The 25,002-nt window shown below is 71.3% G+C and carries 21 protein-coding genes; 1 reads left to right on the top strand and 20 read right to left on the bottom strand.

What is annotated here, in order from left to right; translation table 11 throughout:
* Positions 1-9: 9 nt before the first annotated feature.
* The 4 genes from ACFVWY_RS19880 to ACFVWY_RS19895 are packed head-to-tail and all read right to left on the bottom strand — an operon-like array spanning position 10 to position 2,843.
* On the bottom strand, positions 10-492 hold the full coding sequence (locus ACFVWY_RS19880; RefSeq protein WP_389873948.1) for a GNAT family N-acetyltransferase: 483 nt from the start codon (positions 490-492) through the stop codon (positions 10-12).
* On the bottom strand, positions 489-1,430 hold the full coding sequence (locus ACFVWY_RS19885; RefSeq protein WP_389873950.1) for an RluA family pseudouridine synthase: 942 nt from the start codon (positions 1,428-1,430) through the stop codon (positions 489-491). Before ACFVWY_RS19885 ends, ACFVWY_RS19880 begins: the two co-directional genes overlap by 4 nt.
* 23 nt (positions 1,431-1,453) lie before the next feature.
* The gene (gene lspA / locus ACFVWY_RS19890; RefSeq protein ID WP_389873953.1) at positions 1,454-2,056 is read right to left on the bottom strand and encodes a signal peptidase II; all 603 of its coding nucleotides are present in this window, start codon (positions 2,054-2,056) and stop codon (positions 1,454-1,456) included.
* A gap of 58 nt (positions 2,057-2,114) precedes the next feature.
* Positions 2,115-2,843, bottom strand: a complete 729-nt coding sequence (locus ACFVWY_RS19895) for a TraR/DksA family transcriptional regulator (protein WP_389873956.1) — start codon at positions 2,841-2,843, stop codon at positions 2,115-2,117.
* Between the two features lie 528 nt (positions 2,844-3,371).
* Here ACFVWY_RS19895 and ileS point away from each other — a divergent pair.
* On the top strand, positions 3,372-6,521 hold the full coding sequence (gene ileS, locus ACFVWY_RS19900) for an isoleucine--tRNA ligase (RefSeq protein WP_389873959.1): 3,150 nt from the start codon (positions 3,372-3,374) through the stop codon (positions 6,519-6,521).
* Between the two features lie 201 nt (positions 6,522-6,722).
* Here the strand turns inward: ileS and ACFVWY_RS19905 are convergent, their stop codons facing one another.
* The 16 genes from ACFVWY_RS19905 to rsmH all read right to left on the bottom strand — a co-directional run bounded on the left by ACFVWY_RS19905 (position 6,723) and on the right by rsmH (position 24,636).
* Positions 6,723-7,853, bottom strand: coding sequence for a DivIVA domain-containing protein (locus ACFVWY_RS19905; protein ID WP_389873961.1), 1,131 nt, complete (start codon positions 7,851-7,853; stop codon positions 6,723-6,725).
* Between the two features lie 49 nt (positions 7,854-7,902).
* On the bottom strand, positions 7,903-8,187 hold the full coding sequence (locus ACFVWY_RS19910) for a YggT family protein (protein WP_389873964.1): 285 nt from the start codon (positions 8,185-8,187) through the stop codon (positions 7,903-7,905).
* A 70-nt stretch (positions 8,188-8,257) separates the two neighbouring features.
* A complete protein-coding gene (locus ACFVWY_RS19915) occupies positions 8,258-8,866 on the bottom strand; it encodes a cell division protein SepF (RefSeq protein WP_389873965.1) in 609 nt (202 codons plus the stop codon).
* A gap of 126 nt (positions 8,867-8,992) precedes the next feature.
* Positions 8,993-9,712 carry a YggS family pyridoxal phosphate-dependent enzyme gene (locus ACFVWY_RS19920; RefSeq protein WP_389873968.1) on the bottom strand — a complete coding sequence of 240 codons (720 nt, stop codon included), beginning with the start codon at positions 9,710-9,712 and terminating at the stop codon, positions 8,993-8,995.
* 3 nt (positions 9,713-9,715) lie between these two features.
* Positions 9,716-10,459, bottom strand: coding sequence for a peptidoglycan editing factor PgeF (gene pgeF, locus ACFVWY_RS19925; RefSeq protein ID WP_389873970.1), 744 nt, complete (start codon positions 10,457-10,459; stop codon positions 9,716-9,718).
* Entirely contained in the window at positions 10,456-11,673 is a 1,218-nt protein-coding gene (gene ftsZ / locus ACFVWY_RS19930; protein ID WP_389873973.1) for a cell division protein FtsZ, read from the bottom strand. Before ftsZ ends, pgeF begins: the two co-directional genes overlap by 4 nt.
* 277 nt (positions 11,674-11,950) lie before the next feature.
* Entirely contained in the window at positions 11,951-12,739 is a 789-nt protein-coding gene (locus ACFVWY_RS19935; protein ID WP_389873976.1) for a cell division protein FtsQ/DivIB, read from the bottom strand.
* A 50-nt stretch (positions 12,740-12,789) separates the two neighbouring features.
* Positions 12,790-13,884, bottom strand: coding sequence for an undecaprenyldiphospho-muramoylpentapeptide beta-N-acetylglucosaminyltransferase (gene murG / locus ACFVWY_RS19940; RefSeq protein WP_124718176.1), 1,095 nt, complete (start codon positions 13,882-13,884; stop codon positions 12,790-12,792).
* A 6-nt stretch (positions 13,885-13,890) separates the two neighbouring features.
* Positions 13,891-15,354 carry a putative lipid II flippase FtsW gene (gene ftsW / locus ACFVWY_RS19945; protein WP_389873979.1) on the bottom strand — a complete coding sequence of 488 codons (1,464 nt, stop codon included), beginning with the start codon at positions 15,352-15,354 and terminating at the stop codon, positions 13,891-13,893.
* Between the two features lie 83 nt (positions 15,355-15,437).
* Complete coding sequence (gene murD, locus ACFVWY_RS19950; protein ID WP_389873982.1) at positions 15,438-16,871, bottom strand: UDP-N-acetylmuramoyl-L-alanine--D-glutamate ligase; 1,434 nt, start codon at positions 16,869-16,871, stop codon at positions 15,438-15,440.
* The gene (gene mraY, locus ACFVWY_RS19955; RefSeq protein ID WP_389873984.1) at positions 16,853-17,923 is read right to left on the bottom strand and encodes a phospho-N-acetylmuramoyl-pentapeptide-transferase; all 1,071 of its coding nucleotides are present in this window, start codon (positions 17,921-17,923) and stop codon (positions 16,853-16,855) included. Before mraY ends, murD begins: the two co-directional genes overlap by 19 nt.
* Positions 17,920-19,326 carry a UDP-N-acetylmuramoyl-tripeptide--D-alanyl-D-alanine ligase gene (gene murF / locus ACFVWY_RS19960; protein ID WP_389873987.1) on the bottom strand — a complete coding sequence of 469 codons (1,407 nt, stop codon included), beginning with the start codon at positions 19,324-19,326 and terminating at the stop codon, positions 17,920-17,922. Before murF ends, mraY begins: the two co-directional genes overlap by 4 nt.
* Positions 19,327-19,330: 4 nt before the next feature.
* Entirely contained in the window at positions 19,331-21,058 is a 1,728-nt protein-coding gene (locus ACFVWY_RS19965; protein ID WP_389873990.1) for a UDP-N-acetylmuramoyl-L-alanyl-D-glutamate--2,6-diaminopimelate ligase, read from the bottom strand.
* Positions 21,059-21,076: 18 nt separating this feature from the next.
* Positions 21,077-23,056, bottom strand: coding sequence for a peptidoglycan D,D-transpeptidase FtsI family protein (locus ACFVWY_RS19970; RefSeq protein WP_389873993.1), 1,980 nt, complete (start codon positions 23,054-23,056; stop codon positions 21,077-21,079).
* Between the two features lie 4 nt (positions 23,057-23,060).
* Entirely contained in the window at positions 23,061-23,636 is a 576-nt protein-coding gene (locus ACFVWY_RS19975; protein WP_389873996.1) for a septum formation initiator, read from the bottom strand.
* Positions 23,637-23,670: 34 nt separating this feature from the next.
* Positions 23,671-24,636, bottom strand: a complete 966-nt coding sequence (gene rsmH, locus ACFVWY_RS19980; RefSeq protein ID WP_389873999.1) for a 16S rRNA (cytosine(1402)-N(4))-methyltransferase RsmH — start codon at positions 24,634-24,636, stop codon at positions 23,671-23,673.
* Positions 24,637-25,002 lie beyond the last annotated feature (366 nt).

The raw sequence follows: 25,002 nt of genomic DNA on the forward strand, positions 1-25,002 counted from the left end.
GCCACCCGGTCAGTCCCGCAGGGTGCGGCGCATCGCCCGGTGCGCGATGCCGGCGTCCAGGAACTCGGGGCCGTACGCCACATAGCCCAGGCGCTCGTAGAAGCCGAGGGCCTGGGTCTGCGCGTGCAGGTCGACGGCGTCCAGACCCAGCTCGCGGGCCGCGTCCTCGATGGCCCGCACCAGCGCCGCACCGACCCCGAGGCCACGCGCGGCCCTGGTCACCGCGAGCCTGCCGAGCGAGCCGGTTCCCGGCTCACCGCCGGTCCTCGACGCCGCCCCGGGGCCGTGCAGCAGCCGGCCCGTACCCAGCGCGCTCCCGTCCGCCGCGAGGGCCAGGACGTGCAGCGCGCCCGCGTCGTACGCGTCGTACTCGATCTCCTCCGGCACCTCCTGCTCGCCGACGAAGACCTCCTTGCGGACGTGGAAGCAGGCCGCGAGGTCCTCCTCGCCGACGGCCGTGCGCGTGGTGAACAGCGCGGGGACGGCGGTCACCGGCTCTCCGCGGTGATGGTGTCCAGGGCGTGCTGGAGGTCGGCGGGGTACTCGCTGGCGAACTCCACCCAGCTCCCGTCGGCCGGGTGCTCGAAGCCGAGCCGGACGGCGTGCAGCCACTGCCGGGTCAGGCCGAGGCGCTTGGCCATCGTCGGGTCGGCACCGTAGGTCAGGTCGCCCACGCAGGGGTGGCGGTGGGCGGACATGTGCACCCGGATCTGGTGGGTGCGGCCGGTCTCCAGCTTGATGTCGAGCAGGCTGGCGGAGCGGTAGGCCTCGATGAGGTCGTAATGCGTCACGGAGGGCTTGCCCTCGGCCGTGACGGCCCACTTGTAGTCGTGGTTGGGGTGGCGTCCGATGGGGGCGTCGATGGTGCCGCTCATCGGGTCCGGGTGGCCCTGCACCAGCGCGTGGTACTTCTTCTCCACGACCCGGTCGCGGAACTGGGCCTTCAGCAGGGTGTAGGCCCGCTCGGACTTGGCGACGACCATCAGGCCGGAGGTGCCGACGTCGAGGCGGTGGACGATGCCCTGGCGCTCGGCGGCGCCGGAGGTCGAGATCCGGTACCCGGCGGCGGCCAGGCCCCCGATGACGGTCGTACCGGTCCAGCCGGGGCTGGGGTGGGCGGCGACGCCGACCGGCTTCACGATCACGACGATGTCGTCGTCGTCGTGCACGATCTCCATGCCCTCGACGGGCTCGGCGACGATCTGCACCGGAGCGGCGGCCTGCGGCATCTCCACCTCAAGCCAGGCACCGCCCCGGACCCGCTCGGACTTCCCGACCACCGAGCCGTCCACATGCACCTTCCCCGAGGCCGCCAGCTCGGCGGCCTTGGTGCGGGAGAAACCGAACATGCGGGAGATGGCGGCGTCGACGCGCTCGCCCTCCAGGCCGTCGGGTACGGGCAGTGTGCGGACCTCGGGATACGTACTCACCTGTCGAGTATGCCTTGCACCGCTCAGTCCTTGTGCACGGTCCCGTCGGGGTCCAGTCCCCGGAAGGAGAGGATCACGATCAGGACGCCGCCGCAGCAGATCGCGGAGTCGGCGAGGTTGAACACCGCGAAGTTCGCCGGGGCGATGAAGTCCACCACCGCGCCCTGGAGGACGCCGGGCGCCCGGAAGATGCGGTCGGTGAGGTTGCCGAGCGCACCGCCGAGCAGCAGGCCGAGCGCGATGGCCCACGGCAGGCTGTAGAGCTTGCGGGCGAGCCGGGAGATCACGATGATCACCGTCGCCGCGATACAGGTGAAGATGATCGTGTAGGCCTCGCCGATACCGAACGCCGCACCGGCGTTACGGATCGCGCTGAGCTGGAGCCAGTCACCGATGAGCTGGATCGGCTCGTGGTGCTCCAGCTTCGCGACCACGATCATCTTGCTGACCAGGTCGAGGAGATAGGCGAACACCGCCACGGCGACCAGCACCATGATCTTCCGGCCGCCCCGGGCCGGGGTGGCCTCCCCGGCCGGGCCCTCGGACCGCTCCGCGGCTCCGTCCCCCTCGGTCCCCTCAGCTTCGGGGATGTCCGGCGTACCGATGATGCGCTCCGCCTCTGCCACGTGAGTCCCTCAACCTAGGTTCCTGACTGAGGACGAGGGTACGTCACGCCGCCGCGGCTCAGCCGCGTCGCTCCTGTTTCTGTTTGTCCTCGACACAGAGCGTGGCGCGCGGGAACGCCTGCATCCGGGCCTTGCCGATCGGCTTGCCGCACACCTCGCAGAGTCCGTACGTCCCGGCGTCGAGCCGGGCCAGGGCCCGCTCGGTCTGGTCCAGCATCTCCCGGGCGTTGGCGGCCAGCGACATCTCGTGCTCGCGGGTGATGTTCTTGGTGCCGGTGTCCGCCTCGTCGTCGCCCGCCCCGTCGCCGGAGTCGCGCATCAGACCGGCCAGCGCCGCGCCCGCGGCCTCCAGCTCGCTGCGCAGCCGGACGGTCTCGCCACTGAGTCCGGCCCGCGCCGCGGCGACCTCGTCCGCGGTCCAGGGGTCCTCGCCAGGCCGGACCGCCAGCTCTCCGGGGGCGGTCGCCACGCCTCCGCGGGCCGGGGGCACGGGTGCCGTGTCCCTGCCGGCCGTGCGGGTCCGGGCCGTGCTCTTCTTGGCTGCCACTGTGGGGGCTCCCGTCTTCCCGGCGGCTGCGGCCGCCTCCTCGGCCGCGCCCGCGGCCTTCTTCGACGCCTTGCGGGGTGTGCTCTTCTTCGCAGGTGCCTTCTTCGCCGCCGTCTTCCGGGGTGCCAGCTGCCCGGCTTCCCCGGCCGCGGGCCCCTTCGCCGGGCTCTTCTTCCCGGCCGCCGCGCCCGTGGACCCGGTCGACGCCGTCTTCTGTGCGGCGCTCTTCTTCGTCACCATGGGCGCGGCCCCTTCACATATTGTGATCTTGCACGCGAATCGTGCTGGGACGATAAATCGACTCCAGCACCGCGGCAACGGGGCACGCCGCCGGACCACCCCTCCCCACGCCCGCGATCCGGACTGCCCCCATCCGTTGTGCCCAGCTCACCGCCGGGTAATCCGCCTCCCGGACCCGGCCCCCGGGCATCTGCCCATTCGGGTCACGCCCCGTCCCCCGGGAAATCCGGTCGGCCACCGCGCGTACGGGCCCGTACACTGGGCCCAGCGAGAGGCGTGGATGGGACGAGTAGCGTCGTACGCAGCCAGGAGCGACCCGGGGACGGTGGGAGCCCGGGGGCGAGCGCGTCGTGAAGATCACCCGGAGCCGCCGGAAGAACGCCGTACGGCAAGTAGAACCGGCTTCGCGACCCCAATGAGGGGGTCACGGGCGCATGCCCGGGGCCAAGGAGGGTGGTACCGCGGGAGCCGATGAGGCCCTCGTCCCTCCGACGGAAGTGGAAAACGTCCGCCGGAGGAAGTCCGCCCATGACATCGCCGCAGTACCACCAGGTACCCGCCCAGGTCGACCTGCCCGCGCTGGAGCACGCCGTGCTCGATTTCTGGCGCGACAGCAAGGTCTTCGCCAAGAGCCTCGAACAGTCCGAGGGCCGCCCCGAGTGGGTCTTCTACGAGGGCCCGCCCACCGCCAACGGCATGCCCGGCGCCCACCACATCGAGGCCCGCGTCTTCAAGGACGTCTTCCCGCGCTTCCGCACCATGCAGGGCTACCACGTCGGCCGCAAGGCCGGCTGGGACTGCCACGGCCTGCCGGTCGAGCTCGCGGTCGAGAAGGAGCTGGGCTTCAACGGCAAGAAGGACATCGAGGCGTACGGCATCGCCGAGTTCAACGCCAGGTGCCGCGCGTCCGTGACCCGGCACACCGACGCGTTCGCCGAGCTCACGACCCGTATGGGCTACTGGGTCGACCTCGACGACGCGTACCGCACGATGGACCCCGAGTACGTCGAGTCGGTGTGGTGGTCGCTGAAGGAGATCTTCAACAAGGGCCTGCTGGTCCAGGACCACCGCGTCGCCCCCTGGTGCCCCCGCTGCGGCACCGGCCTCTCCGACCACGAGCTGGCCCAGGGCTACGAGACGGTCGTCGACCCCTCGGTCTTCGTCCGCTTCCCGCTCACCTCCGGTCCGCTCGCGGGCGGCGCCTCGCTGCTGGTCTGGACGACGACCCCCTGGACGCTGGTGTCCAACACCGCCGTCGCCGCCCATCCCGAGGTCACCTACGTCGTGGCGACCAACGGCGAGGAGAAGCTGGTCGTCGCCCAGCCGCTCGTCGAGAAGGCGCTGGGCGAGGGCTGGGAGACCACCGGCGAGACCTTCACCGGCCGCGAGATGGAGCGCTGGACCTACGAGCGTCCCTTCGAGCTGGTCGACTTCCCGGCCGAGGCGCACTACGTCGTCAACGCCGAGTACGTGACGACCGAGGACGGTACGGGTCTGGTCCACCAGTCCCCCGCCTTCGGCGCCGACGACCTCCTGGTCTGCAAGGCGTACGGTCTCCCGGTGGTGAACCCGGTCCGTCCCGACGGCACCTTCGAGGAGAGCCTGCCGCTGGTCGGCGGGGTCTTCTTCAAGAAGGCCGACGAGACGCTCACCGAGGACCTGCGCGCACGCGGCAAGCTCTTCCGGCACGTCCCGTACGAGCACAGCTACCCGCACTGCTGGCGCTGCCACACCGCACTGCTCTACTACGCGCAGCCGTCCTGGTACATCCGCACGACCGCCATCAAGGACCGGCTGCTCCAGGAGAACGAGAAGACCAACTGGTTCCCGGACTCGGTCAAGCACGGCCGCTTCGGCGACTGGCTGAACAACAACGTCGACTGGGCCCTGTCGCGCAACCGCTACTGGGGCACCCCGCTGCCGGTCTGGCGCTGCGAGGACGGCCACCTGACCTGCGTGGGCTCCCGCGCCGAGCTCGGCGAGCTGGCGGGCACCGACCTCTCGGGGCTCGACCCGCACCGCCCGTTCATCGACGAGATCACGTTCACCTGCTCGCAGGAGAACTGCCAGCTGGAGGCCTACCGCGTCCCGGAGGTCATCGACGCCTGGTACGACTCGGGCTCGATGCCGTTCGCGCAGTGGGGCTACCCGTACAAGAACAAGGAGCTGTTCGAGAGCCGCTACCCGGCCCAGTTCATCTCCGAGGCCATCGACCAGACCCGTGGCTGGTTCTACACGCTGATGGCGGTCGGCACCCTCGTCTTCGACAAGTCCTCGTACGAGAACGTGGTCTGCCTGGGCCACATCCTCGCCGAGGACGGCCGGAAGATGTCCAAGCACCTGGGCAACATCCTCCAGCCCATCCCGCTCATGGACCAGCACGGCGCGGACGCGGTGCGCTGGTTCATGGCCGCGGGCGGCTCCCCCTGGGCGGCCCGCCGCGTCGGCCACAGCACCATCCAGGAGGTCGTCCGCAAGACCCTCCTGACCTACTGGAACACGGTCGCCTTCCAGGCCCTGTACGCCCGTACGTCGAGCTGGGCGCCGTCCGCGGCCGACCCCGCCCCCGCGGACCGCACGGTCCTGGACCGCTGGCTGCTGAGCGAGCTGAACGCCCTGGTGGACCAGGTCACCCAGGCCCTGGAGGGGTACGACACCCAGCGCGCCGGCAAGCTGCTGTCCGCCTTCGTGGACGACCTGTCCAACTGGTACGTACGCCGCTCGCGCCGCCGCTTCTGGCAGGGCGACAAGGCGGCGCTGCGCACCCTGCACGAGGTCATCGAGACGGTGACCCGGCTGATGGCCCCGCTCACGCCGTTCATCACCGAGCGGGTCTGGCAGGACCTGGTCGTCCCGGTCACCCCGGACGCCCCCGAGTCGGTGCACCTGGCCACCTGGCCGAAGGCCGACCCGGCGGCGATCGACCCCGCGCTCTCCACCCGGATGGCACTGGTCCGCCGCCTGGTCGAGCTGGGCCGGGCCACCCGCGCCGAGTCCGGCGTCAAGACCCGCCAGCCGCTCTCCCGGGCCCTGGTGGCGGCGAGCGGTTTCGAGGCGCTCTCCCCCGAGCTGCGCGCCCAGATCACCGAGGAGCTGAACGTCTCCTCGCTGGCCTCCCTCTCCGAGGTCGGCGGCTCGCTGGTCGACACGACGGCGAAGGCCAACTTCCGGGCGCTCGGCAAGCGCTTCGGCAAGGGCGTCCAGGCGGTGGCCAAGGCGATCGCGAACGCGGACGCGGCGGCCCTCTCGCTCGCCCTGCGCGAGGGCACGGCCCACGTCGAGGTGGACGGGGAGAGCGTCAGCCTCACCCCGGAAGAAGTGATCATCACCGAGACCCCGCGCGAGGGATGGTCGGTCGCCTCCGACTCGGGCGCCACCGTCGCCCTGGACCTGGAGATCACGCCGGAGCTGAGGCGCGCGGGCCTGGCCCGTGACGCGATCCGCCTGATCCAGGAGGCCCGCAAGAACAGCGGTCTGGACGTCGCCGACCGCATCGCCGTCCGCTGGACGTCCTCCTCCGACGCCACGGCGGAGGCCCTGGCCGAGCACGCGGCCCTGATCGCGGACGAGGTGCTGGCCCTGGACTACGCCCGGGGCGAGGCGGACGACGCGTACGGCGAGCCGTTCGAGGACGAGGGCCTGGCCCTGACGTTCCGGCTGCGCAAGACGGAGGCATAGCCCCCCGGGCAGCATCGCGAAGGGCCCGTCCGGATCGCTTCCGGGCGGGCCCTTCGTCCTCCCTGGTCCTCCCCGGTCCCCGCCGGTACTCGGCGGTACGCGGCAGCCGCACCCCGCACGCAAAAGGGCCGGGCCCCGGGGAAACCCCGGGGCCCGGCCCTCAGCCTGCCGACGGCTACGCGCTCAGCGCGCGCACCCGGCTCAGTTGTCGTCCTCGTCGATCAGGAAGCCACGCATCGGAGAAGGGGCCTGCTGCATCGGCTGCGGCGCCTGCGGCCGCACCGGCGCCATCGGCTGGGTCATCGCCGGGGACATCTGCTGCTGTCCGCCGTAGGAGGGCCCACCGCCCATGGACGGGGGGCCGCCCATCGGCTGGTTGCCGTGGTTGCCGCCCATGGAGTGACCCATGGCACCCGCACCGGCCGGAGCCAGCGAGGGCGACGGCGGCAGCGAAGGCGTCGCCGGGGTCCGCGGCGGAGCCAGCGAGTCGTCCGCCTGGGTCTCCAGCTGACGCAGCTGGCTCTCCAGGTAGGACTTCAGGCGGGTCCGGTACTCGCGCTCGAAGCCGCGCAGGTCCTCGACCTTGCGCTCCAGCGTCGCGCGGGCCGACTCCAGCGAGCCCATCGCCACGCGGTGCTTCTCCTGCGCGTCCCGCTCCAGGGCGTCGGCCTTGGCCCGGGCGTCGCGCTCCAGGCCCTCGGCACGGCTGCGCGCCTCGCCGACGATCTTGTTGGCCTCGGAACGGGCCTCCGCGATCGCCTGGTCGGCGGTCTGCTGCGCGAGCGAGAGGACACGGGCGGCGCTGTCGCCACCGGGGCCCTGACCGGGCTGCTGCATCTGCGGCTGCTGCATCTGCTGCATCTGCTGCTGCGGGGCGTGACCGCCCATGGGGCCGCCCATCGGGCCGCCCATGGGACCGCCCTGCATCGGGCCGGGGCCGTGCGGGCCCTGCGGACCGGGGCCGTGCGGGCCCTGGGGACCAGGACCGTGACCACTGGGACCGGCGGGCAGCTGCGGAGCACCACCGGGCAGCTGGGGCGGACCCATCTGCGGCGGCTGCTGCTGGACCGGCGGACCCGATATGGCGGCGGGCACAGGTGCACCGGGCCGGTCCTGCGGCTCCGGCTTGCGCATGCCCTGCTGCTGGTTCTGCGCGGCGGCACGCGTGGCGGCGGCCAGCTTCGCGCGCAGATCCTCGTTCTCACGGAGCAGGCGGGTCAGCTCGGACTCGACCTCGTCGAGGAAGGCATCGACCTCGTCCTCGTCATAGCCTTCTCGGAGGCGGACGGTCGTGAACTGCTTGTTCCGCACGTCCTCAGGAGTCAGCGGCATCTCTTCTTCACCTCTACGTAGTCGTCGGCAGTCGGCAAGACCGTATCGCTCACAGCTTGATCACGATATTGATCAAGATGGAGACGATGATCATCAGAACGAAGAAGGACAGGTCGAGTGCCACGCCCCCGAGACGCAACGGCGGGATGAACCGCCGAAGAAGCTTGAGCGGTGGATCGGTGACAGTGTAAGTGGCCTCAAGTATGACCACCATCGGCTTGCCGGGCTGCCATGAACGCGCGAACTGGAAGACGTAGTCCATGACCAGCCGGAAGATCAGCACGATGAGAAAGCACATCAGCGCGACATAGACAACCTGCACTGCGACGCCCATCCCGTGCTTCCCTCTCCCCTGGCTCTCGTAGCTCCGGCCTCGCGGCCGGGTTGTTCCCGGTGTCGTGTTCTCAGCTCTGGTTGAAGAATCCGCCCTCAGCGATGCGGGCCTTGTCCTCCGCCGTGACATCGACGTTAGCAGGCGACAACAGGAACACCTTCTGCGTCACACGCTCAATGCTGCCATGGAGTCCGAAGACGAGTCCTGCGGCAAAGTCGACAAGTCGCTTTGCATCCGTATCGTCCATCTCCGTGAGATTCATGATCACCGGAGTGCCCTCACGGAAGTGTTCCCCGATGGTACGGGCCTCGTTGTAGGTCCTCGGGTGCAGTGTGGTGATGCGGTAGGGCTCCCGCTCGGACACGACCTTGGGCATGATCACCGGTGCGTTCTTCTCCATGTTCGGGCGTTCAGGTGTGATGGATGCCACGGGGGCGATCCGGGCGGGTCGCTCTCTTTCCACCGGGATCTGAACCGGCTCCCGCTGAGCGGGAGGCTGCACGGCTCGCACCGGCTCCTCGCGCTCCCGCTCCACCTGATGGGCGGGCTGCCGCCGCCGGTCGCGCTCGGGCTCCGGCTCGGGTTCGAATTCGTCGTCGGGGTCGAACCCCGGACCGTCGTACCCATCGTCCTCCACGAGGCCGAGGTAGACCGCCATCTTGCGCATCGCGCCGGCCATGCTCCGAGTCCTCCGCTCTGTGGTGGATCGGCATCTGTCACCAAGTGCCCCGCGATCCACTGAGGTCTGCCCGCCACAGGCGGGAATGACCATATTTTCTGCTGTGGTCCGACCTGCTTGGCGACGTTACCCGAGCCCGGGTCGGACTCCGAGTACCGCCGTACCGACGCGCACATGTGTCGCCCCGGCCGCGACCGCGTCCTCGAGGTCCGCGCTCATTCCCGCAGAGACCATGTTCGCAGCCGGATGGTTCCCGCGCAGGCGGGATGAGAATTCCATCAGCCGCTCGAAGGCGGCCCGTTGCCGCCCCGCATACGGTCCGGCCAGCGGCGCGACGGTCATCAGACCGTCGAGCCGCAGCCCCGGCGCGGCGGCCACCGCGGCGGCCAACTCCTCGATCCCGTCCGGCGCGACCCCGCCCCGCTCACCGCGCTCGCCGCTCTCCGCGTCCAGCGCGACCTGGAGGAGGCAGCCGAGTTCGCGCCCCTGGCGCCCGGCCGCCGACGAGAGCGCCGCGACCAGTCTGAGCCGGTCCACCGACTGCACGACGTCGGCATAACCGGCCACCGAGCGCACCTTATTCGTCTGCAATTGACCGACAAAGTGCCAGGTAAGCGACAGATCCGCACATGCGGCTGCTTTGGGGGATGCGTCCTGATCGCGGTTCTCCGCGACATGACGTACACCTAGTTCGTGCAGAATCCGCACATCACTCGCGGGATACGTCTTGGTGACCACGATGAGCGTCACCTCTTCCCGCGCGCGACCGGCGGCGGCACAGGCGGAAACGATACGTTCCTCCACCCGGGCCAGGTTTTCGGCGAGTTGGGTCTTACGGTCCGTCATGCCCTATCCGTCCAACCAGACATATCCGGCGAGCCGCCCGGTGACGCGGTCGCGGCGGTACGAGAAATGATCGCCCGATTCGAGGGTGCAGACCGGCGAGGCCCGCCGGTCCACGACTCCGAGCGCTTCGAGCTGGGCATGGACCCCGGCGGTGACGTCGACGGCCGGGGTACCCCAGCGGGTCTCGGACCAGGCGGCCGGGACGCTCCGCGCGACATCGGCGCGCATCTCGGCCGGGACTTCGTAGCACCGCCCGCAGACCGCGGGCCCGGTGCGGGCGACGATCCGGGAGACCTCGGCGCCCAGCCCGGTCATGGCCTCGACCACGGCGGGGACGACACCGGCGACCAGACCCGGACGGCCCGCGTGCGCCGCCGCCGCGATCCCGGCGACCGGATCGGCCAGCAGGACGGGGGTGCAGTCGGCGGTGAGCACGGCGAGCGGGAGTCCGCGCCGGGCGGTCACCACCGCGTCCACCGCGGGAATCTCCGCCGCGTCGCCCCACGGTCCCTCGACGACCGCGACGTCCCGCCCGTGCACCTGGTTCATCCAGACGACCCGCGCCGGGTCCAGACCGAGGGTCCGGGCGGCGCGCTCGCGGTTGGCCAGGACGGCGGCGGGGTCGTCGCCGACCGCGCCGCCGAGGTTGAGCTCCTCGTACGGAGCGGCGCTCACTCCACCCCACCGGCCGGTGAAGGAGAAGTGGGCGCCGCCCGCCGAGGACCGTGCGTGGTGCTGGGCTATCACTTCAAGAAGTCCGGAACATCCAGCTCTTCGGCCTGGGAGTCCTGGTAGGGACGGGCCGGCTGGGGGACGTGCGGCGTCACGACCGGCGGCAGGTGCGTCTCACTCGCCACCGGAATGGACTCCGCCTTGGCCGGCGTCTCCTCGCGGGTGGGAACCGAGCCCAGTCCGCCGGTCTGGCGCACGGGTTCGGGGGACCGGGCCGGAGCGGCGGGCTCCTCGCGCTTGACGGAGTTCGCGCCCAGGACGTTCTCGCGGCGGGCCGGCGGCTGCCCGCCGTCGAAGCCCGCGGCGATCACGGTGACCCGTACCTCGTCGCCCAGCGCGTCGTCGATGACCGCGCCGAAGATGATGTTCGCCTCGGGGTGCGCCGCCTCGCTCACCAGCTGGGCGGCCTCGTTGATCTCGAAGAGACCGAGGTCGCTGCCGCCGGAGATAGAGAGCAGCACCCCGCGGGCACCGTCGATGGACGCCTCCAGGAGCGGCGAGGAGATCGCCATCTCCGCGGCGGCCACCGCGCGGTCGTCGCCGCGGGCCGAGCCGATGCCCATGAGCGCCGATCCGGCCTCGGACATGACCGACTTGACGTCGGCGAAGTCGAGGTTGATCAGACCGGGGGTGGTGATCAGGTCGGTGATGCCCTGGACGCCGGAGAGCAGGACCTGGTCCGCCGACTTGAAGGCGTCGAGCACGCTGACCTGACGGTCCGAGATGGACAGCAGCCGGTCGTTGGGGATGACGATCAGGGTGTCGACCTCTTCGCGGAGCTCGGCGATGCCGTCCTCCGCCTGGTTCGCGCGCCGACGGCCCTCGAAGGTGAACGGGCGGGTGACCACACCGATCGTCAGGGCGCCCAGCGAGCGTGCGATGTTGGCGACGACGGGTGCGCCGCCGGTGCCGGTGCCGCCGCCTTCTCCGGCGGTGACGAAGACCATGTCGGCCCCCTTGAGGACCTCCTCGATCTCCTCACGGTGGTCCTCTGCCGCCTTGCGACCGACTGCCGGGTTGGCGCCGGCGCCGAGACCGCGGGTGAGTTCACGGCCGACGTCGAGCTTGACGTCGGCGTCGCTCATCAACAGGGCTTGCGCATCAGTGTTGATCGCGATGAACTCGACGCCCTTGAGGCCGACCTCGATCATTCGGTTGATGGCATTGACACCACCGCCGCCGACACCGATGACCTTGATGACTGCGAGGTAGTTCTGCGGTGCTGCCACGTCGAAGGCCTCTCGCCTCGAGTTACGTGTCGTCGCTTCGCGGTGATACCGCCGCGACGACGGATGCCGATTGGGACGGTCCGAAACGCCGACCCAAACCCTAACGTTCAAGTTTAGGGTTACCAGTGTGTCTGTTTCATGGACTCTTCCGAACAGGACACTAAGTCGACAAGTGGCGCGTGTTCAACGAACACGCCGAACCTCCCGTTTTTCTTTTCACCCTATGTGATCACCCGTAGCGATGACCAACCAGGGTCCTGGCCAGGTCACATACACGTCAACTGCCGGACGCGGCGGGCGCGGTGGGCGCACTCACATCGAAGTGTCCCGCTTTGGGTGCTGCTTTCATGAGAGCGGCGAGGACCCTGGCCTTCACCGGACCTCCTTCACCGCTGCCCCAGAACACCGTTCGCCCCCGGGTGAGCTCCAGGGAGATCGAGTCGTACGAGGTGACCCGCACGACCCTGGTGTCCCCGGCGACACCGCGCGGCAGTTCGCCCGCGACCCGGACCGCCTCGCGCACCAGCCGGTCGCCGCCGAAGCGGCGCAGGCTCGCGGAGTGGTCGGGCTTGAGCTCCAGCAGCGGTACGCGACCGGGCGCGCGGTCCACCGTCGCGAAACGCACGCCTTTCGCGTCCACTTCGATGAACTTCGCACCCTTTTTGATCAGCAGAACCGGCTGCCGTTCGGTCACCTTAAGTCCGATGCCGTGCGGCCATGACCGCACGACATCCACGGAGTCGATACGAGGCAACCTTTGGCGCAACCGGTCAGCGATGGCGTCGGTGTCCACCGAGATCAGCGGGGATCCGACCGGAACCGCCGCGGCGGCCTCCACCTCGCCGGGCGTCAGCACGTCGACGCCGGTGGTCCTGACCTCCTCGACGCGCAGCCAGGAGGAGCCGTAGAGCGCCCAGACGGTGCCGGAGACGAGCAGCAGCACCAGCGCACCGGCCACGATCAGCGTGCGGCGGCCGGGCAGTACGCGCCGTCGCGGATGCGGCGGGCGGGCCGGGGCTTGCTGCTTCTGTCCTGATCCGCGCTGGGCGGTCGTCGGTCCGGCCACGCTCGCTCCTTATGCCGGGTCCGGGGGCGCCGCCCCCGGACCCGTCCGCCTCACGCGCCTCGGCGTGCGGCAATCGCCTCGTACACCATGCCGACGAGCAGGTCGTCGGCGTCCCGGCGGCCGAACTCGGCGGCGGCGCGGGACATCTCGTACAGCCGGTGGGGATCCGCGAGCACCGGGAGGACGTTGCCCTGCACCCACTCGGGGGTGAGCGCCGCGTCATCCACCAGCAGGCCGCCGCCGGCGTTGACCACCGGCTGGGCGTTGAGCCGCTGTTCGCCGTTGCCGATCGGCAGCGGGACGTACGCGGCGGGGAGCCCGACGGCGGAGAGTTCGGCGACGGTCATCGCGCCGGCCCGGCAGAGCATCATGTCGGCCGCGGCGTACGCGAGATCCATCCGGTCCACGTACGGTACCGGGATGTAGGGCGGCATCCCGGGCATGTTGTCGACGCGCGGCAATTCGTTCTTCGGCCCGACCACGTGCAGGATCTGGATGCCGGAGCGCTGGAGCAGCGGAGCGACCCGCTGGACCACCTCGTTGAGGTGGCGGGCGCCCTGCGAGCCGCCGGAGACCAGCAGCGTCGGCAGGTTGGGGTCGAGGCCGAACGCGGCGCGCGCCTCGGGGCGGACCCTGGCCCGGTCCAGGGTGGCGATGGTGCGGCGCAGCGGGATGCCGATGTAGCGGGCGCCGCGCAGCTTGCTGTCCGGGGTGGAGACGGCGACGCCGTGGGCGTACCGCGAACCGATCTTGTTGGCCAGGCCGGGGCGGGCGTTGGCCTCGTGGACGACGATGGGCACCCCGGCCCGCTTGGCGGCGAGGTAGCCGGGCAGGGCGACGTAGCCGCCGAAGCCGACGACGCAGTCCGCCTTGGTGCGCTCCAGGATCTGCTCGGCGGCCTTGATGGTGCCGCGCAGCCGGCCCGGGACGGTGATCAGTTCCGGGGTGGGCTTGCGCGGCAGGGGCACGGCCGGGATCAGGGCGAGTTCGTACCCCCGCTCGGGTACGAGCCTGGTCTCCAGTCCGCGCTCCGTGCCGAGGGCAGTGATTCCCACGGTCGGGTCCTGCCTGCGCAGGGCGTCCGCGAGGGCAAGCGCGGGCTCGATGTGGCCGGCGGTCCCCCCGCCGGCGAGTACGACATGCACCGAAATTCACCGCTCTCCGGACGGACGCTTCTTGACGCGCCGTCTCATCGTCTTCCATCTCACCCCGGGCCTCCGCACGGCCAGGGCCGCCTTCGCCGCGGGTTCGTCCCGCGCGAACGCGATCATCAGCCCGACGGCGAACATGGTCGGCAGCAGGGCCGATCCTCCGTAGGAGAACAGCGGGAGCGGGACACCGGCGATCGGCAGCAGGCCGAGCACCGCACCGATGTTGATCACGGCCTGCGCCATGATCCAGGTGGTCACACCTCCCGCGGCGTACCTCACGAAGGGGTCCTCCGTGCGTCCGGCCACGCGGATACCCGCATAGCCTAGAGCCGCGAAGAGGGCGAGCACCGACAGCGTCCCCGCCAGCCCCAGTTCCTCCCCGGTGATGGCGAAAATGAAGTCAGTATGCGGTTCAGGCAGTTGACCCCATTTTTCCACACTCGCGCCGAGTCCGGAACCGAACCATCCGCCGGAGGCCAGAGCATAGATGCCGTGCACCGCCTGCCAGCAGGAGTCCCCCGGACCGGGCTCGCTGGCACCGATGCAGGCGAGCCGGGACATGCGGTTCGGGCTGGTCTTGATCAGTACGACGGCGATGAGGGCGGCGAAGCCGAGCACTCCGGCGAAGAGCCGGGTCGGCGCCCCGGCCAGCCAGAGCAGCCCGAACAGGATCGCGGTGAGAATGATCGCGGTGCCCATGTCGCCGCCCAGCATGATGAGCCCGAGCAGCATGAAGGCCACCGGGACCAGCGGGACGAGCAGGTGCTTCCACTGGGACAGCAGCCGCTTCTCCTGTTTGCGGGCGAGGAGGTCGGCGCCCCACAGGACCAGGGCGAGCTTGCCGAACTCGCTGGGCTGGAGCTGGAAGGGGCCGCCCAGGTAGAGCCAGTTCTGGTTGCCGTTGACCGACATCCCTATCCCGGGCACCTGGACCAGCACCATCAGGAAGACGGTGCCCAGGAGCAGCGGGTAGGCGCACGCCCGGTGCAGTTTGGCGGGCATCCGGGCTGCGAGCGCCATCAGACCGGCCCCGATGACGGCGGCGAGGAACTGCTTGCGGAAGAAGTAGCTGCCCGGCTTGTCCAGCTCCAGGGCCTTGATCATCGAGGCGGAGTAGACCATCACCAGGCCGAGCACGGTGATCAGCAGCCCGGCGCCCAGGATCAGGTAGTACGCGGTCAGCGGGCGGTCCCAGGCCCGGCGCATCCGCTCGTACGACGCCCGGATGCCTCCCCGGGGCGTACGCGGCTTGCGCGGGCCACCGGCGGTACGCCCCTTGGCGCGCGGCACCGCGGAGCGCCGGAAGCCGGTGGCCGAGCGGACCCGGAAGGCGGTCCCGGGCGGTTCCCAGGTGCCCGCTCCGGCCCCCGCGAGCAGGGGCGGGGCGGCGGGAGCCCGGCGGGTCGCCGAAGCGGCCCGTGGGCAGCCCTCACGGGGTCCTGCGGAGCTTTCTTCGGCCGGCATGGTCGCTGTCCCCTCCACTGCTCGTGCCCGGGGCGGCCGCCGGGACCGGCGGCCGTGACGGTACGGCGCGGGGCCCGTGCCCGTCAGCCGGTCTCGGCGGCGAGCGCGCGGACCGCGTCCGCGAACGCCTCGCCCCGCTTGTTGTAGTTGGCGAACATGTCCATCGAGGCGCAGGCCGGGGCCATCAGTACGGTGTCTCCCGGCCGGGCGAGCCGTGCCGCCTCGCGGACCGCCTCGGACATCGCCCCAGTGTCGGTCCGGTCGAGGTCGACCACCGGGACCTCGGGGGCGTGTCGCGCGAGGGCTTCGCGGATCAGCTCCCGGTCCCGGCCGATCAGGACGGCGCCCCGCAGCCGCCCCGCGGCCCCGCGCACCAGCTCGTCGAAGGTGGCGCCCTTGGCGAGGCCCCCGGCGATCCAGACGATCGGGGCGTAGGCCGCCAGGGACGCCTCGGCGGCGTGGGTGTTGGTGGCCTTGGAGTCGTCCACGTACGCCACCCCGGCGACGTCCGCGACGTGCTCGATGCGGTGCGGGTCGGGACGGAAGGCCCGCAGCCCCTCGCGTACGGCCCGGGGTTCGACGCCGAAGGCACGGGCCAGGGCGGCGGCCGCGAGGGCGTTGGCGATGTTGTGCGGGGCCGGCGGGTCGACGTCCTTGACCTCGGCGAGCTCCTGGGCCTGCTTCTGCCGGTTCGCCACGAAGGCCCGGTCGACGAGGATGCCGTCGACGACGCCGAGCTGGGAGGGGCCGGGCGTGCCCAGCGTGAAGCCGATGGCCCGGCAGCCCTCCTCTACGTCGGCCCCGCGGACCAGGTCCTCGGTCGCCGGGTCGGCCGCGTTGTACACGCAGGCGACACGGTTGCCCTCGTAGACGCGGCCCTTGTCGGCGACGTACGCCTCCATGGAGCCGTGCCAGTCGAGGTGGTCCGGGGCCAGGTTGAGGACGGCCGCGGAGTGGGCGCGCAGCGAGGGCGCCCAGTGCAGCTGGTAGCTGGAGAGCTCGACGGCGAGCACGTCGTACTCCTGGTCGCCGACGACGGCGTCCAGGAGGGAGACGCCGATGTTGCCGACGGCCGCGGTGCGCAGCCCGGCCGCCTCCAGGATCGAGGCGAGCATCCGTACGGTCGTGGTCTTGCCGTTGGTACCGGTGACCGCGAGCCAGGGGGCCGCCCCGGGGCCCCGCAGCCGCCAGGCGAGTTCGACGTCGCCCCAGACGGGGACGCCCGCCTCGGCGGCTGCGGCGAAGAGCGGCTTGTCGGGCTGCCAGCCCGGGGCGGTGACGATGAGCTCGGTGGACTCGGGCAGGGTCGCCCCGTCGCCGAGGCGCACGGAGATGCCCTGCGCCTCCAGCTCCGCGGCCTGCGCACGGGAGCGTTCGTCGTCCCCGTCGTTGACCACCGTGACGACGGCGCCGAGGCCGTGCAGCACCCTGGCCGCGGGGATGCCGGAGACTCCGAGCCCCGCGACGGTGACGCGCTTGCCCTGCCAGTCCTGGTGGCTCACTTGTCGGCTGCCCATCCCGCGTAGAAGAGTCCGAGTCCGACGATCACGCACATGCCCTGGATGATCCAGAAGCGGACCACGACAAGGACTTCGGACCACCCCTTGAGTTCGAAGTGGTGCTGGAGTGGCGCCATCCGGAAGACCCGCTTGCCGGTCATCTTGAACGAGCCGACCTGGATGACCACGGACATGGTGATCATCACGAAGAGGCCGCCGAGGATGGCGAGCAGGAACTCCGTGCGGGAGCAGATCGCCAGGCCGGCGAGCGCGCCGCCGAGGGCCAGCGAGCCGGTGTCACCCATGAAGATCTTGGCGGGCGAGGTGTTCCACCACAGGAAGCCGAAGCAGGCACCCATGAGGGCGGAGGCGACGACCGCGAGGTCGAGCGGATCTCGTACCTGGAAGCAGGCGTTGGGATTGGTCAGGGCTTCCGCGTTGACGCAGGACTCCTGGAACTGCCACAGCCCGATGAAGGTGTACGCGCCGAAGACCATCACCGACGCGCCGGTGGCCAGGCCGTCCAGACCGTCCGTCAGGTTCACGCCGTTGGACATGGCGAGGATCATGAACAGCGCCCAGACGACGAACAGCACCGGGCCGAGCGCCCAGCCGAAGTCCGCGACGAACGACAGCTTGGTGGACGCCGGGGTGTTCCCCTGGGCGTCGGCGAACTGGAGCGAGAGCACCGCGAAGGCGATGCCGACGATCAGCTGGCCCGCCATCTTCGCCTTGGCCCGCAGACCGAGCGAGCGCTGCTTGACGATCTTGATGTAGTCGTCGAGGAAGCCGACGAGCCCCATCCCGGCCATCAGGAAGAGCACCAGCACGCCGGAGAAGCGCATCTCCTCGCCGGTGATCAGCTTCGCCGCGAGGTACGCGACGATCGTCGCCAGGATGAAGGCGATGCCGCCCATGGTGGGCGTGCCCTTCTTGGACCCGTGGGTCCGCGGGCCGTCGTCCCGGATGAACTGCCCGTATCCCTTGCGGGCCAGCAGTTTGATCAGCAGCGGAGTCCCGACCAGGGTCAGGAAGAGCCCGATGGCCCCCGCGAAGAGGATCTGCCTCATCGGCCGGCGACCTCGCCCTCGGACGCGTTCTCCAGCAGTGCCATGGCGACCTGCTCCAGGCCGACCGACCGGGACGCCTTCACCAGCACGACGTCTCCCGGGCGCAGTTCACTGCGCAGCAGGTCGACCGCAGCCTGTGCGTCGGACACGTGCACCGACTCCTCACCCCACGAACCCTCGTTGTATGCGCCCAGTTGCAGCCAGGAGGCCTCTCTGCCCCCCACCGCGACGAGCTTGCTGACGTTGAGTCGGACGGCGAGCCGTCCGACCGCGTCGTGCTCGGCGAGCGAGGCGTCGCCGAGCTCGGCCATCTGGCCGAGCACCGCCCACGTACGCCGCCCCTTCCCCATGGCGGCCAGCGCGCGCAGCGCGGCTTTCATGGATTCGGGGTTCGCGTTGTAGGCGTCATTGACGAACGTCACGCCGTCCGGTCGCTCGGTGACCTCCATGCGCCAGCGGGAGAGGGTGCCCGCCTCGGAAAGCCCTTCGGCGATCTCGTCTGCGGACAGGCCCGACTCATGGGCGACGGCGGCCGCGGCGAGCGCGTTCGACACGTGGTGCTCACCGTACAGGCGCATGGTCACGTCGCTGCACCCGGTGGGTGTGCGGAGCCGGAAAGAGGGCCGTCCGTCGTCGGTGAGACGCACGTTCTCGCCCCGTACGTCCGCTTCCGCGGCTTCGCCGAAGAGCAGAACCCGGGCCTTGGTGCGGGAGGACATGGCACGTACGAGCGGGTCGTCGGCGTTGAGGACGGCGACGCCGTCCTCGGGCAGCGACTCGACCATCTCGCCCTTGGCCTGGGCGATCTGCTCACGGCCGCCGAACTCGCCGATGTGGGCGGTGCCGACGTTGAGGACGAGGCCGACGCGGGGCGGGACGAGACCGGTGAGGTAGCGGATGTCCCCGATGTAGCGCGCGCCCATCTCCAGGACGAGGTGGCGGGTCTCCTCGGTGGCGCGCAGCGCGGTGAGGGGCAGTCCGATCTCGTTGTTGAGGTTGCCCGCCGGGTAGACGGTCGGCCCCTCGCGTTCGAGGAGCTGGGCGATGAGGTCCTTGGTGGACGTCTTGCCCGCGGAGCCGGTGAGCGCGACGACACTGGTGCCGAGGCGGCCCACGACGGCGCGCGCGAGCGCTCCGAGGGCGGCCACGACGTCGTCGACGACGATGGCGGGAACACCGACGGGGCGGGCGGCCAGGACGACTGCCGCGCCCGCCTCGACGGCGCGCTGCGCGTAGTCGTGGCCGTCGACCCGCTCGCCCGCGAAGGCGGCGAACAGACTGCCTGGCTCCACCTTCCGGGAGTCGATGACGACCGGTCCGCTGACGGTTGCTGCCGGATCGGGTATGTCGTGCGACTGCCCGCCGACGATTTCGGCGATCTCGGCGAGGGAAAGGGTGATCACTTGGTCATCCCTGACTGTTCTTCTCGTGGGTGTGGGCGCGGTGGCCGGCGCTCTCGGTGCGCTCGTGCCCCGGGGAACGTTCGATGGCCGCGCGCAGGACCACGCGGTCGTCGAAGGGGCGTACCACGCCGTGGATGTCCTGGCCCTGCTCATGGCCCTTGCCGGCGACCAGCACCGTGTCACCGGGCTCGGCACGGGCCACCGCGGCGGCGATGGCGGCGGCCCGGTCGGCGTCGACCAGGATGTCGCCCCGCTCGTCGGCGGGCACCTCGGCGGCACCCGCGAGCATGGCGGTGAGGATGGCGAGGGGGTCCTCGGAACGGGGGTTGTCCGAGGTCAGTACCGCGGTGTCGGCGAGGCGGGCCGCGGCGGCGCCCATCGGGCCCCGCTTGGTCGTGTCGCGGTCGCCGCCGCAGCCGAGGACGATGTGCAGCCGTCCCTTGGTGACCTTCCGCAGGGACCGCAGCACGGACTCGACGGCGTCGGTCTTGTGCGCGTAGTCGACGACCGCGAGGTAGGGCTGTCCGGCGTCGACCCGCTCCAGCCGGCCGGGCACGCCCGGCACGTCCGCGACGCCGTCGGCCGCGGCCTGCGGGTCGATCCCCGCGGCGGCGAGCGTGACGATCGCGGCGAGGGTGTTGGCGACGTTGAACGGGCCGGGCAGCGGCGCTCTGGCGGTGATCCGCTCGCCCTGGGGGCCGACGACGGTGAGCGTGGAGCCGGACGGCCCGGTCTCGACGTCCTCCGCGCGCCAGTCGGCCTCCGGGCGGCCCTCGGCGGAGAAGGTGACGACCGGGACGGTCGCCTCGGTGACCAGCCTGCGGCCGTACGCGTCGTCGACGTTCACGACGCCCAGCCGGCTGCGCCGGGGGGTGAAGAGCTGGGCCTTGGCCTGGAAGTAGTCCTCCATCCCGGAGTGGAACTCCATGTGTTCCGGGCTGAGGTTGTTGAAGACCGCTACGTCGAAGACGCAGCCGTCGACCCGGCCGAGGACCAGGGCGTGGCTGGAGACCTCCATGGTCACCGCCGAGACCCCGCGCTCGCGCATGACGGCGAACAGGGCCTGCAGGTCGGTGGCTTCGGGCGTGGTGCGCTCGGACTTGATGCGCTCCTCGCCGATCCGCGTCTCCACCGTGCCGATCAGGCCGGTGGCGCGCCCGGCACCGCGGAAACCGCCCTCGATCAGGTAGGCGGTGGTGGTCTTGCCGGAGGTGCCGGTGATACCGATCTGGAGGAGGCCGGCGCCGGGGCGCCCGTAGATCTCGGCGGCGAGTTCGCCCATCCGGGCGCGCGGGTTCTCGGTGACCAGCACCGGGAGACCGGTGGCCGCGGCGCGGGCGGCGCCCGCGGGGTCGGTGAGGACCGCCGCCGCTCCGAGACCGGCCGCCTGGGCCACGAAATCGGCGCCGTGCAAGCGGGCGCCCGGCAGGGCCGCGTAGAGGTCGCCGGGGCGTACCGCCCGCGAGTCGTGGGTGATGCCGGTGACTTCGCCGGTTCCCGGCGGCTCGGCTCCCAGCCGGGCTGCCAGTTCATCGAGCGCGATCGGCCCGGTCCGGTCCGGGCGAGGTGCTCCCGGGTAGTTCACAGGGGCGGCCTTCTGAGTGGTTTGAAACTGATCAGCGTGGGGCACGGCGGTGAGCGTACCGGTCGCACCCGGCCTCTCGCGAAGTGAGGGGCCGGGGTCCTGGTGAGTGCCGTTCCGGTTCCCGGGATCAGGCGTGATGGTTGTCACTGGTGGGGTTCCCCGAGTTCACTCGCCGGTTTTGAAGGACACCGGCAGCCGGGCTGGGGCGCTGCCGGAGGGTGGGGTCTGGAGGGTCTTGAGCGCGAACTCCATGACCTTCTTGTAGACCGGGCCGCAGATCTGGCCGCCGAAGTAGCTGCCGCTGGTCGGGTTCTGGATCGCGCAGTAGACGGTGAGCTGCGGGTTGTCGGCGGGGGCGAAACCGGCGAAGGACGCGGTGTAGCCGTGGTAGCCGCCGCGTACCGGATCGACCCGGTTGGCCGTACCGGTCTTGCCCGCCACCCGGTAGCCGGGGATCTTGGCCTTCGTCCCGGTGCCCTCCTCGTCGCCGACCACCGACTCCAGCATGGTGGCGAGCGTGCGGGCGGTCTTCGCGCTGACCACCCGGGTCCGCTCGGGCGGGGCGGCGGCCTCGAAGCGGCCGTCGGCGTCCCGTGTGCCGCGCACCAGCGTGGGCGCGATGCGCACCCCGCCGTTGGCGATGGTCGAGTAGATCGAGGCGGCCTGCATGGCGTTGAGCGAGAGGCCCTGGCCGAAGGGGATCGTGTACTGCTGCGAGGTCGACCAGTCCCCGGGCTTGGCGAGGATGCCGGGGGTCTCGCCCGGGTAGCCGAGCCCGGTCGGCGAGCCGATCCCGAACTTGCGCAGGTAGGAGTAGAGGACCTGGTTGGCCGCGGGCTGGGTCTTGCCGAGCTCGCCGGTGGCCAGGATGGTGCCGATGTTGCTGGACTTGGCGAGTACGCCGTTGAGCGTCAGGTACCAGGTGGGGTGGTCGATGTCGTCCTTGAAGAGCCGGTCGCCCCGGTGCAGCCGGTTGGGGACGGTGACGTGGGTGCCGGGGGTGGCGGCGCCCTCCTCCAGGACGGCGGCCATGGACATGACCTTGCTGGTGGAGCCGGGTTCGTAGGCGTCCTGGAGGGCGGCGTTGCCGAGGGAGGCGGCGTCGGCCCCCGCGAGGTCGTTGGGGTCGAAGCCGGGCGCGTTGGCCATGGCGAGGACCTCGCCGGTCCGGGTGTTCTGGACGATCACGTAGCCGCGGTCGGCCTTGGACTTCTCGACCTGGTCGGTGATGGCCCGCTGGGCGGCCCACTGGATGTCACGGTCGATGGTCAGCTCGATGTCGGCGCCGGGGACGGCCGGGACCTCCTTGGCGCCCGCGGTGGGCACCCGGCGGCCGCCCGCCTGGGCGTAGCTGATCGTGCCGTCCTCGCCCGAAAGCTCCTTGTCCAGCTGCGATTCGAGGCCGCCCGCGCCCTTGCCGTCGGCGTTGACATAACCCAGTATCCCGGCGGCGAGCCCTCCGTTGGGGTAGACCCGCTTGGTCGTCTTCTCCTGGAAGACCCCGGCCAGCACATTGGCGCCGGGACCGCCGCGCGCCCGGTCCTTGCCCGCCTTCTCGGCGAAGGCGGACTTGAGGTCCTTGATCTGGTTCCAGACCTGCGGGGTCTGGCGGCGGGCCAGGACGACGTAGCGGCTCTTCGTGGACAGCTTGCGGGTCAGCTCGGCGGCGTCGGCGCGCAGGATCGGCGCGAGCAGCGCGGCCGCCTGCCGGGGCGCGTCGGGCGCCTTGCTGAAGCCGGGCGTGAACATCGAGGGGTCGGCGGTGATGTCGTACGCGTCGACGCTGGTGGCCAGGGCGATCCCGCCGCGGTCGGTGATCTCGCCGCGCTCGGCGGAGATCGTGTAGCTGAGGTAGCGGTTCTCCTTGGCCTTGGCGGCGTACGCGCTGGCGTCGACGGCCTGGACCTGGAGCAGCCGGACCACGAACACCAGCATGACCATCGTCAGGCCGAGGCTGACCAGACGGAGCCGGGGGCGCGGGCTGCCGAGCCGCAGCGCGTTCCCGTTCTGGGCCCGGGGTGTGCGCGGGCGGGACACCGGGGAGGAGGGGCGGCGGGCGGCGGACCGGGGCCTGCCCTGCCCGGCGGCGCCGCGCGGGCGCGGGGGGCCGGGGGTCCGGCGGCGCGGTGGTTCCTTGGACGGCACTGCGTCACCTGCCGGTACTCGTCGGGGTCTGGTCTGCCGGGGTGCCGGTCCCCGCGGGCGGTGTGGCCGCGGCGGCCGTCCCCGGGGCCGGGACACCGGCCCCGGTCGCCGGGGAGGGCTGGGCCGGGGACGGGGCGCCGGTGGCCGGGGTGCCCGCGGGCGGGGTGACCGGCGCGCTGCTCCTCGGTGTCTGCGGGACCGGGGCGGGCTCGGCGGTGGCCTCGGTGGGCACGCCGCGGACCGTACCGTCCGGATTCAGGAAGGCGGGGCTGTCTCCGGGCACCATGCCCAGCTCACGTGCCCGCCGCTCCAGCGCGTCCGGCTTGGAGACGTTGTCGACGTCGCGCTGGAGTGCCTGCTGCTCGTCGGTCAGCTCCGTGGTCCGCTTCTTCAGCTCGCTCAGCCGGAACGAACCCTCGTTGAGGGCGGAGTTGAGCACCAGGAGGGTGATCAGGCCACCGCCGAGCAGCACCACGACCAGCAGGACGAAGGGCGTACGGGCGGCGTTGCGGGTTCCGGACGGCATCAGCCGGGCGAGCCGCGCGGCCCGCCCCTTCAGCTGTCCGGCCGGTCCGCTCACCGCGCCGCCCCGTACGACTGGGCTCCCCGGCCGCTCATCGCTCCTCCTCGCGGATGCGCTCGGCGCCGCGCAGCCGGGCGGGGGCGGCGCGCCGGTTCTCGGCGACCTCCTCCTCCGTGGGCAGCTCCGCGCCACGGGTCAGCAGCTTCAGCCGGGGCTGGTAGCGCTCGGGCACGACCGGCAGTCCGGGCGGCGCCGTGGTGGCGGCCCCCGCCGCGAACACCTGCTTGACCAGCCGGTCCTCCAGCGAGTGGTACGAGAGGACGGCGATCCGGCCGCCGACCGCGAGGCTTCCCACCGCGGCCGGGATGGCCCGCTCCAGGACGGTGAGCTCGCCGTTGACCTCGATGCGCAGTGCCTGGAAGGTGCGCTTGGCGGGGTTACCGCCGGTGCGCTTGGCGGCCTGGGGCAGTGCGTCGCGGATCAGCTCGACCAGCCGGGCGCTGTTGCTGAACGGCTCCTTCTCGCGCTCGCGCACGATCGCGGAGACGATCCGCTTGGCCTGCTTCTCCTCGCCGTAGGCGCGCAGGATGCGGACCAGTTCCCCCGGCGGGTAGGTGTTGAGCACCTCGGCCGCGCCGATGCCGGCCGTCTGGTCCATCCGCATGTCGAGGGGGGCGTCCTGGGCGTAGGCGAAGCCCCGGTCGGCCTCGTCCAGCTGCATGGAGGAAACGCCGAGGTCGAAGAGGACGCCCTGGACCCTGGGGATGCCGAGGCGGTCGAGCACCTCGGGCAGCTCGTCGTAGACGGCGTGCACCAGGGTGGCCCGGTCGCCGTACGGGGCGAGCCGCTCGCCGGAGAGCCGCAGCGCCTCCTTGTCCCGGTCCAGCGCGATCAGCCGGGCGGCCGGGAAGGCGGACAGCAGCGCCTCGCTGTGCCCGCCGAGGCCGAGGGTGCAGTCGACGACCACGGGCGCCTGGGGTCCGGGCGCCTCCAGAGCCGGGGCCAACAGGTCCAGGCACCGCTGGAGCATCACCGGGACGTGACGGGTCTGGCTCATGCGCCCTCTCAGGCTCAGGTCCCGTGTGGCCGCACGTACGGCCTGGTCCCCGCCCGCTCGGAAGGGGAGGTCGACGGGCGCCGGGGAAGGGGCGTCAGCCGACCGGCGAGCGGGAGAGGGCCGGGCCCGTACGTACGCCGCGCACACAGAGGAAATCTACGGAATGTGCAGGGTGTCGGTAACTTCCCGTCACTTTAGTCCACCCTGCCATTCGATCGATTCCCGATCAATCAACCCGGCTGCGCGTCGCCCCGCCCCTGGTTCACCCGCTCGAAGGAAGGGGTGCGAGACTTGTGGGTTACCTCACAACAAGCCTCGTTGACGTTCTTTGTCCCTTCTCACAGCACGCCACGGGCAGGTGCGGGC

It is taken from the genome of Streptomyces sp. NPDC058195 (genome assembly GCF_042883525.1).
Classification (GTDB): Bacteria; Actinomycetota; Actinomycetes; order Streptomycetales; family Streptomycetaceae; genus Streptomyces.

Bases quoted from the DNA above. Each gene is read 5' to 3' on its own strand.
- ACFVWY_RS19895 (WP_389873956.1), bottom strand. From the start codon at position 2,843: ATGGTGACGAAGAAGAGCGCCGCACAGAAGACGGCGTCGACCGGGTCC.
- ileS (WP_389873959.1), top strand. From the start codon at position 3,372: ATGACATCGCCGCAGTACCACCAGGTACCCGCCCAGGTCGACCTGCCC.
- ACFVWY_RS19905 (WP_389873961.1), bottom strand. From the start codon at position 7,853: ATGCCGCTGACTCCTGAGGACGTGCGGAACAAGCAGTTCACGACCGTC.
- ACFVWY_RS19910 (WP_389873964.1), bottom strand. From the start codon at position 8,187: ATGGGCGTCGCAGTGCAGGTTGTCTATGTCGCGCTGATGTGCTTTCTC.
- ACFVWY_RS19915 (WP_389873965.1), bottom strand. From the start codon at position 8,866: ATGGCCGGCGCGATGCGCAAGATGGCGGTCTACCTCGGCCTCGTGGAG.
- ACFVWY_RS19920 (WP_389873968.1), bottom strand. From the start codon at position 9,712: ATGACGGACCGTAAGACCCAACTCGCCGAAAACCTGGCCCGGGTGGAG.
- ftsW (WP_389873979.1), bottom strand. From the start codon at position 15,354: ATGCCGGCCGAAGAAAGCTCCGCAGGACCCCGTGAGGGCTGCCCACGG.
- murD (WP_389873982.1), bottom strand. From the start codon at position 16,871: ATGGGCAGCCGACAAGTGAGCCACCAGGACTGGCAGGGCAAGCGCGTC.
- mraY (WP_389873984.1), bottom strand. From the start codon at position 17,923: ATGAGGCAGATCCTCTTCGCGGGGGCCATCGGGCTCTTCCTGACCCTG.
- rsmH (WP_389873999.1), bottom strand. From the start codon at position 24,636: ATGAGCCAGACCCGTCACGTCCCGGTGATGCTCCAGCGGTGCCTGGAC.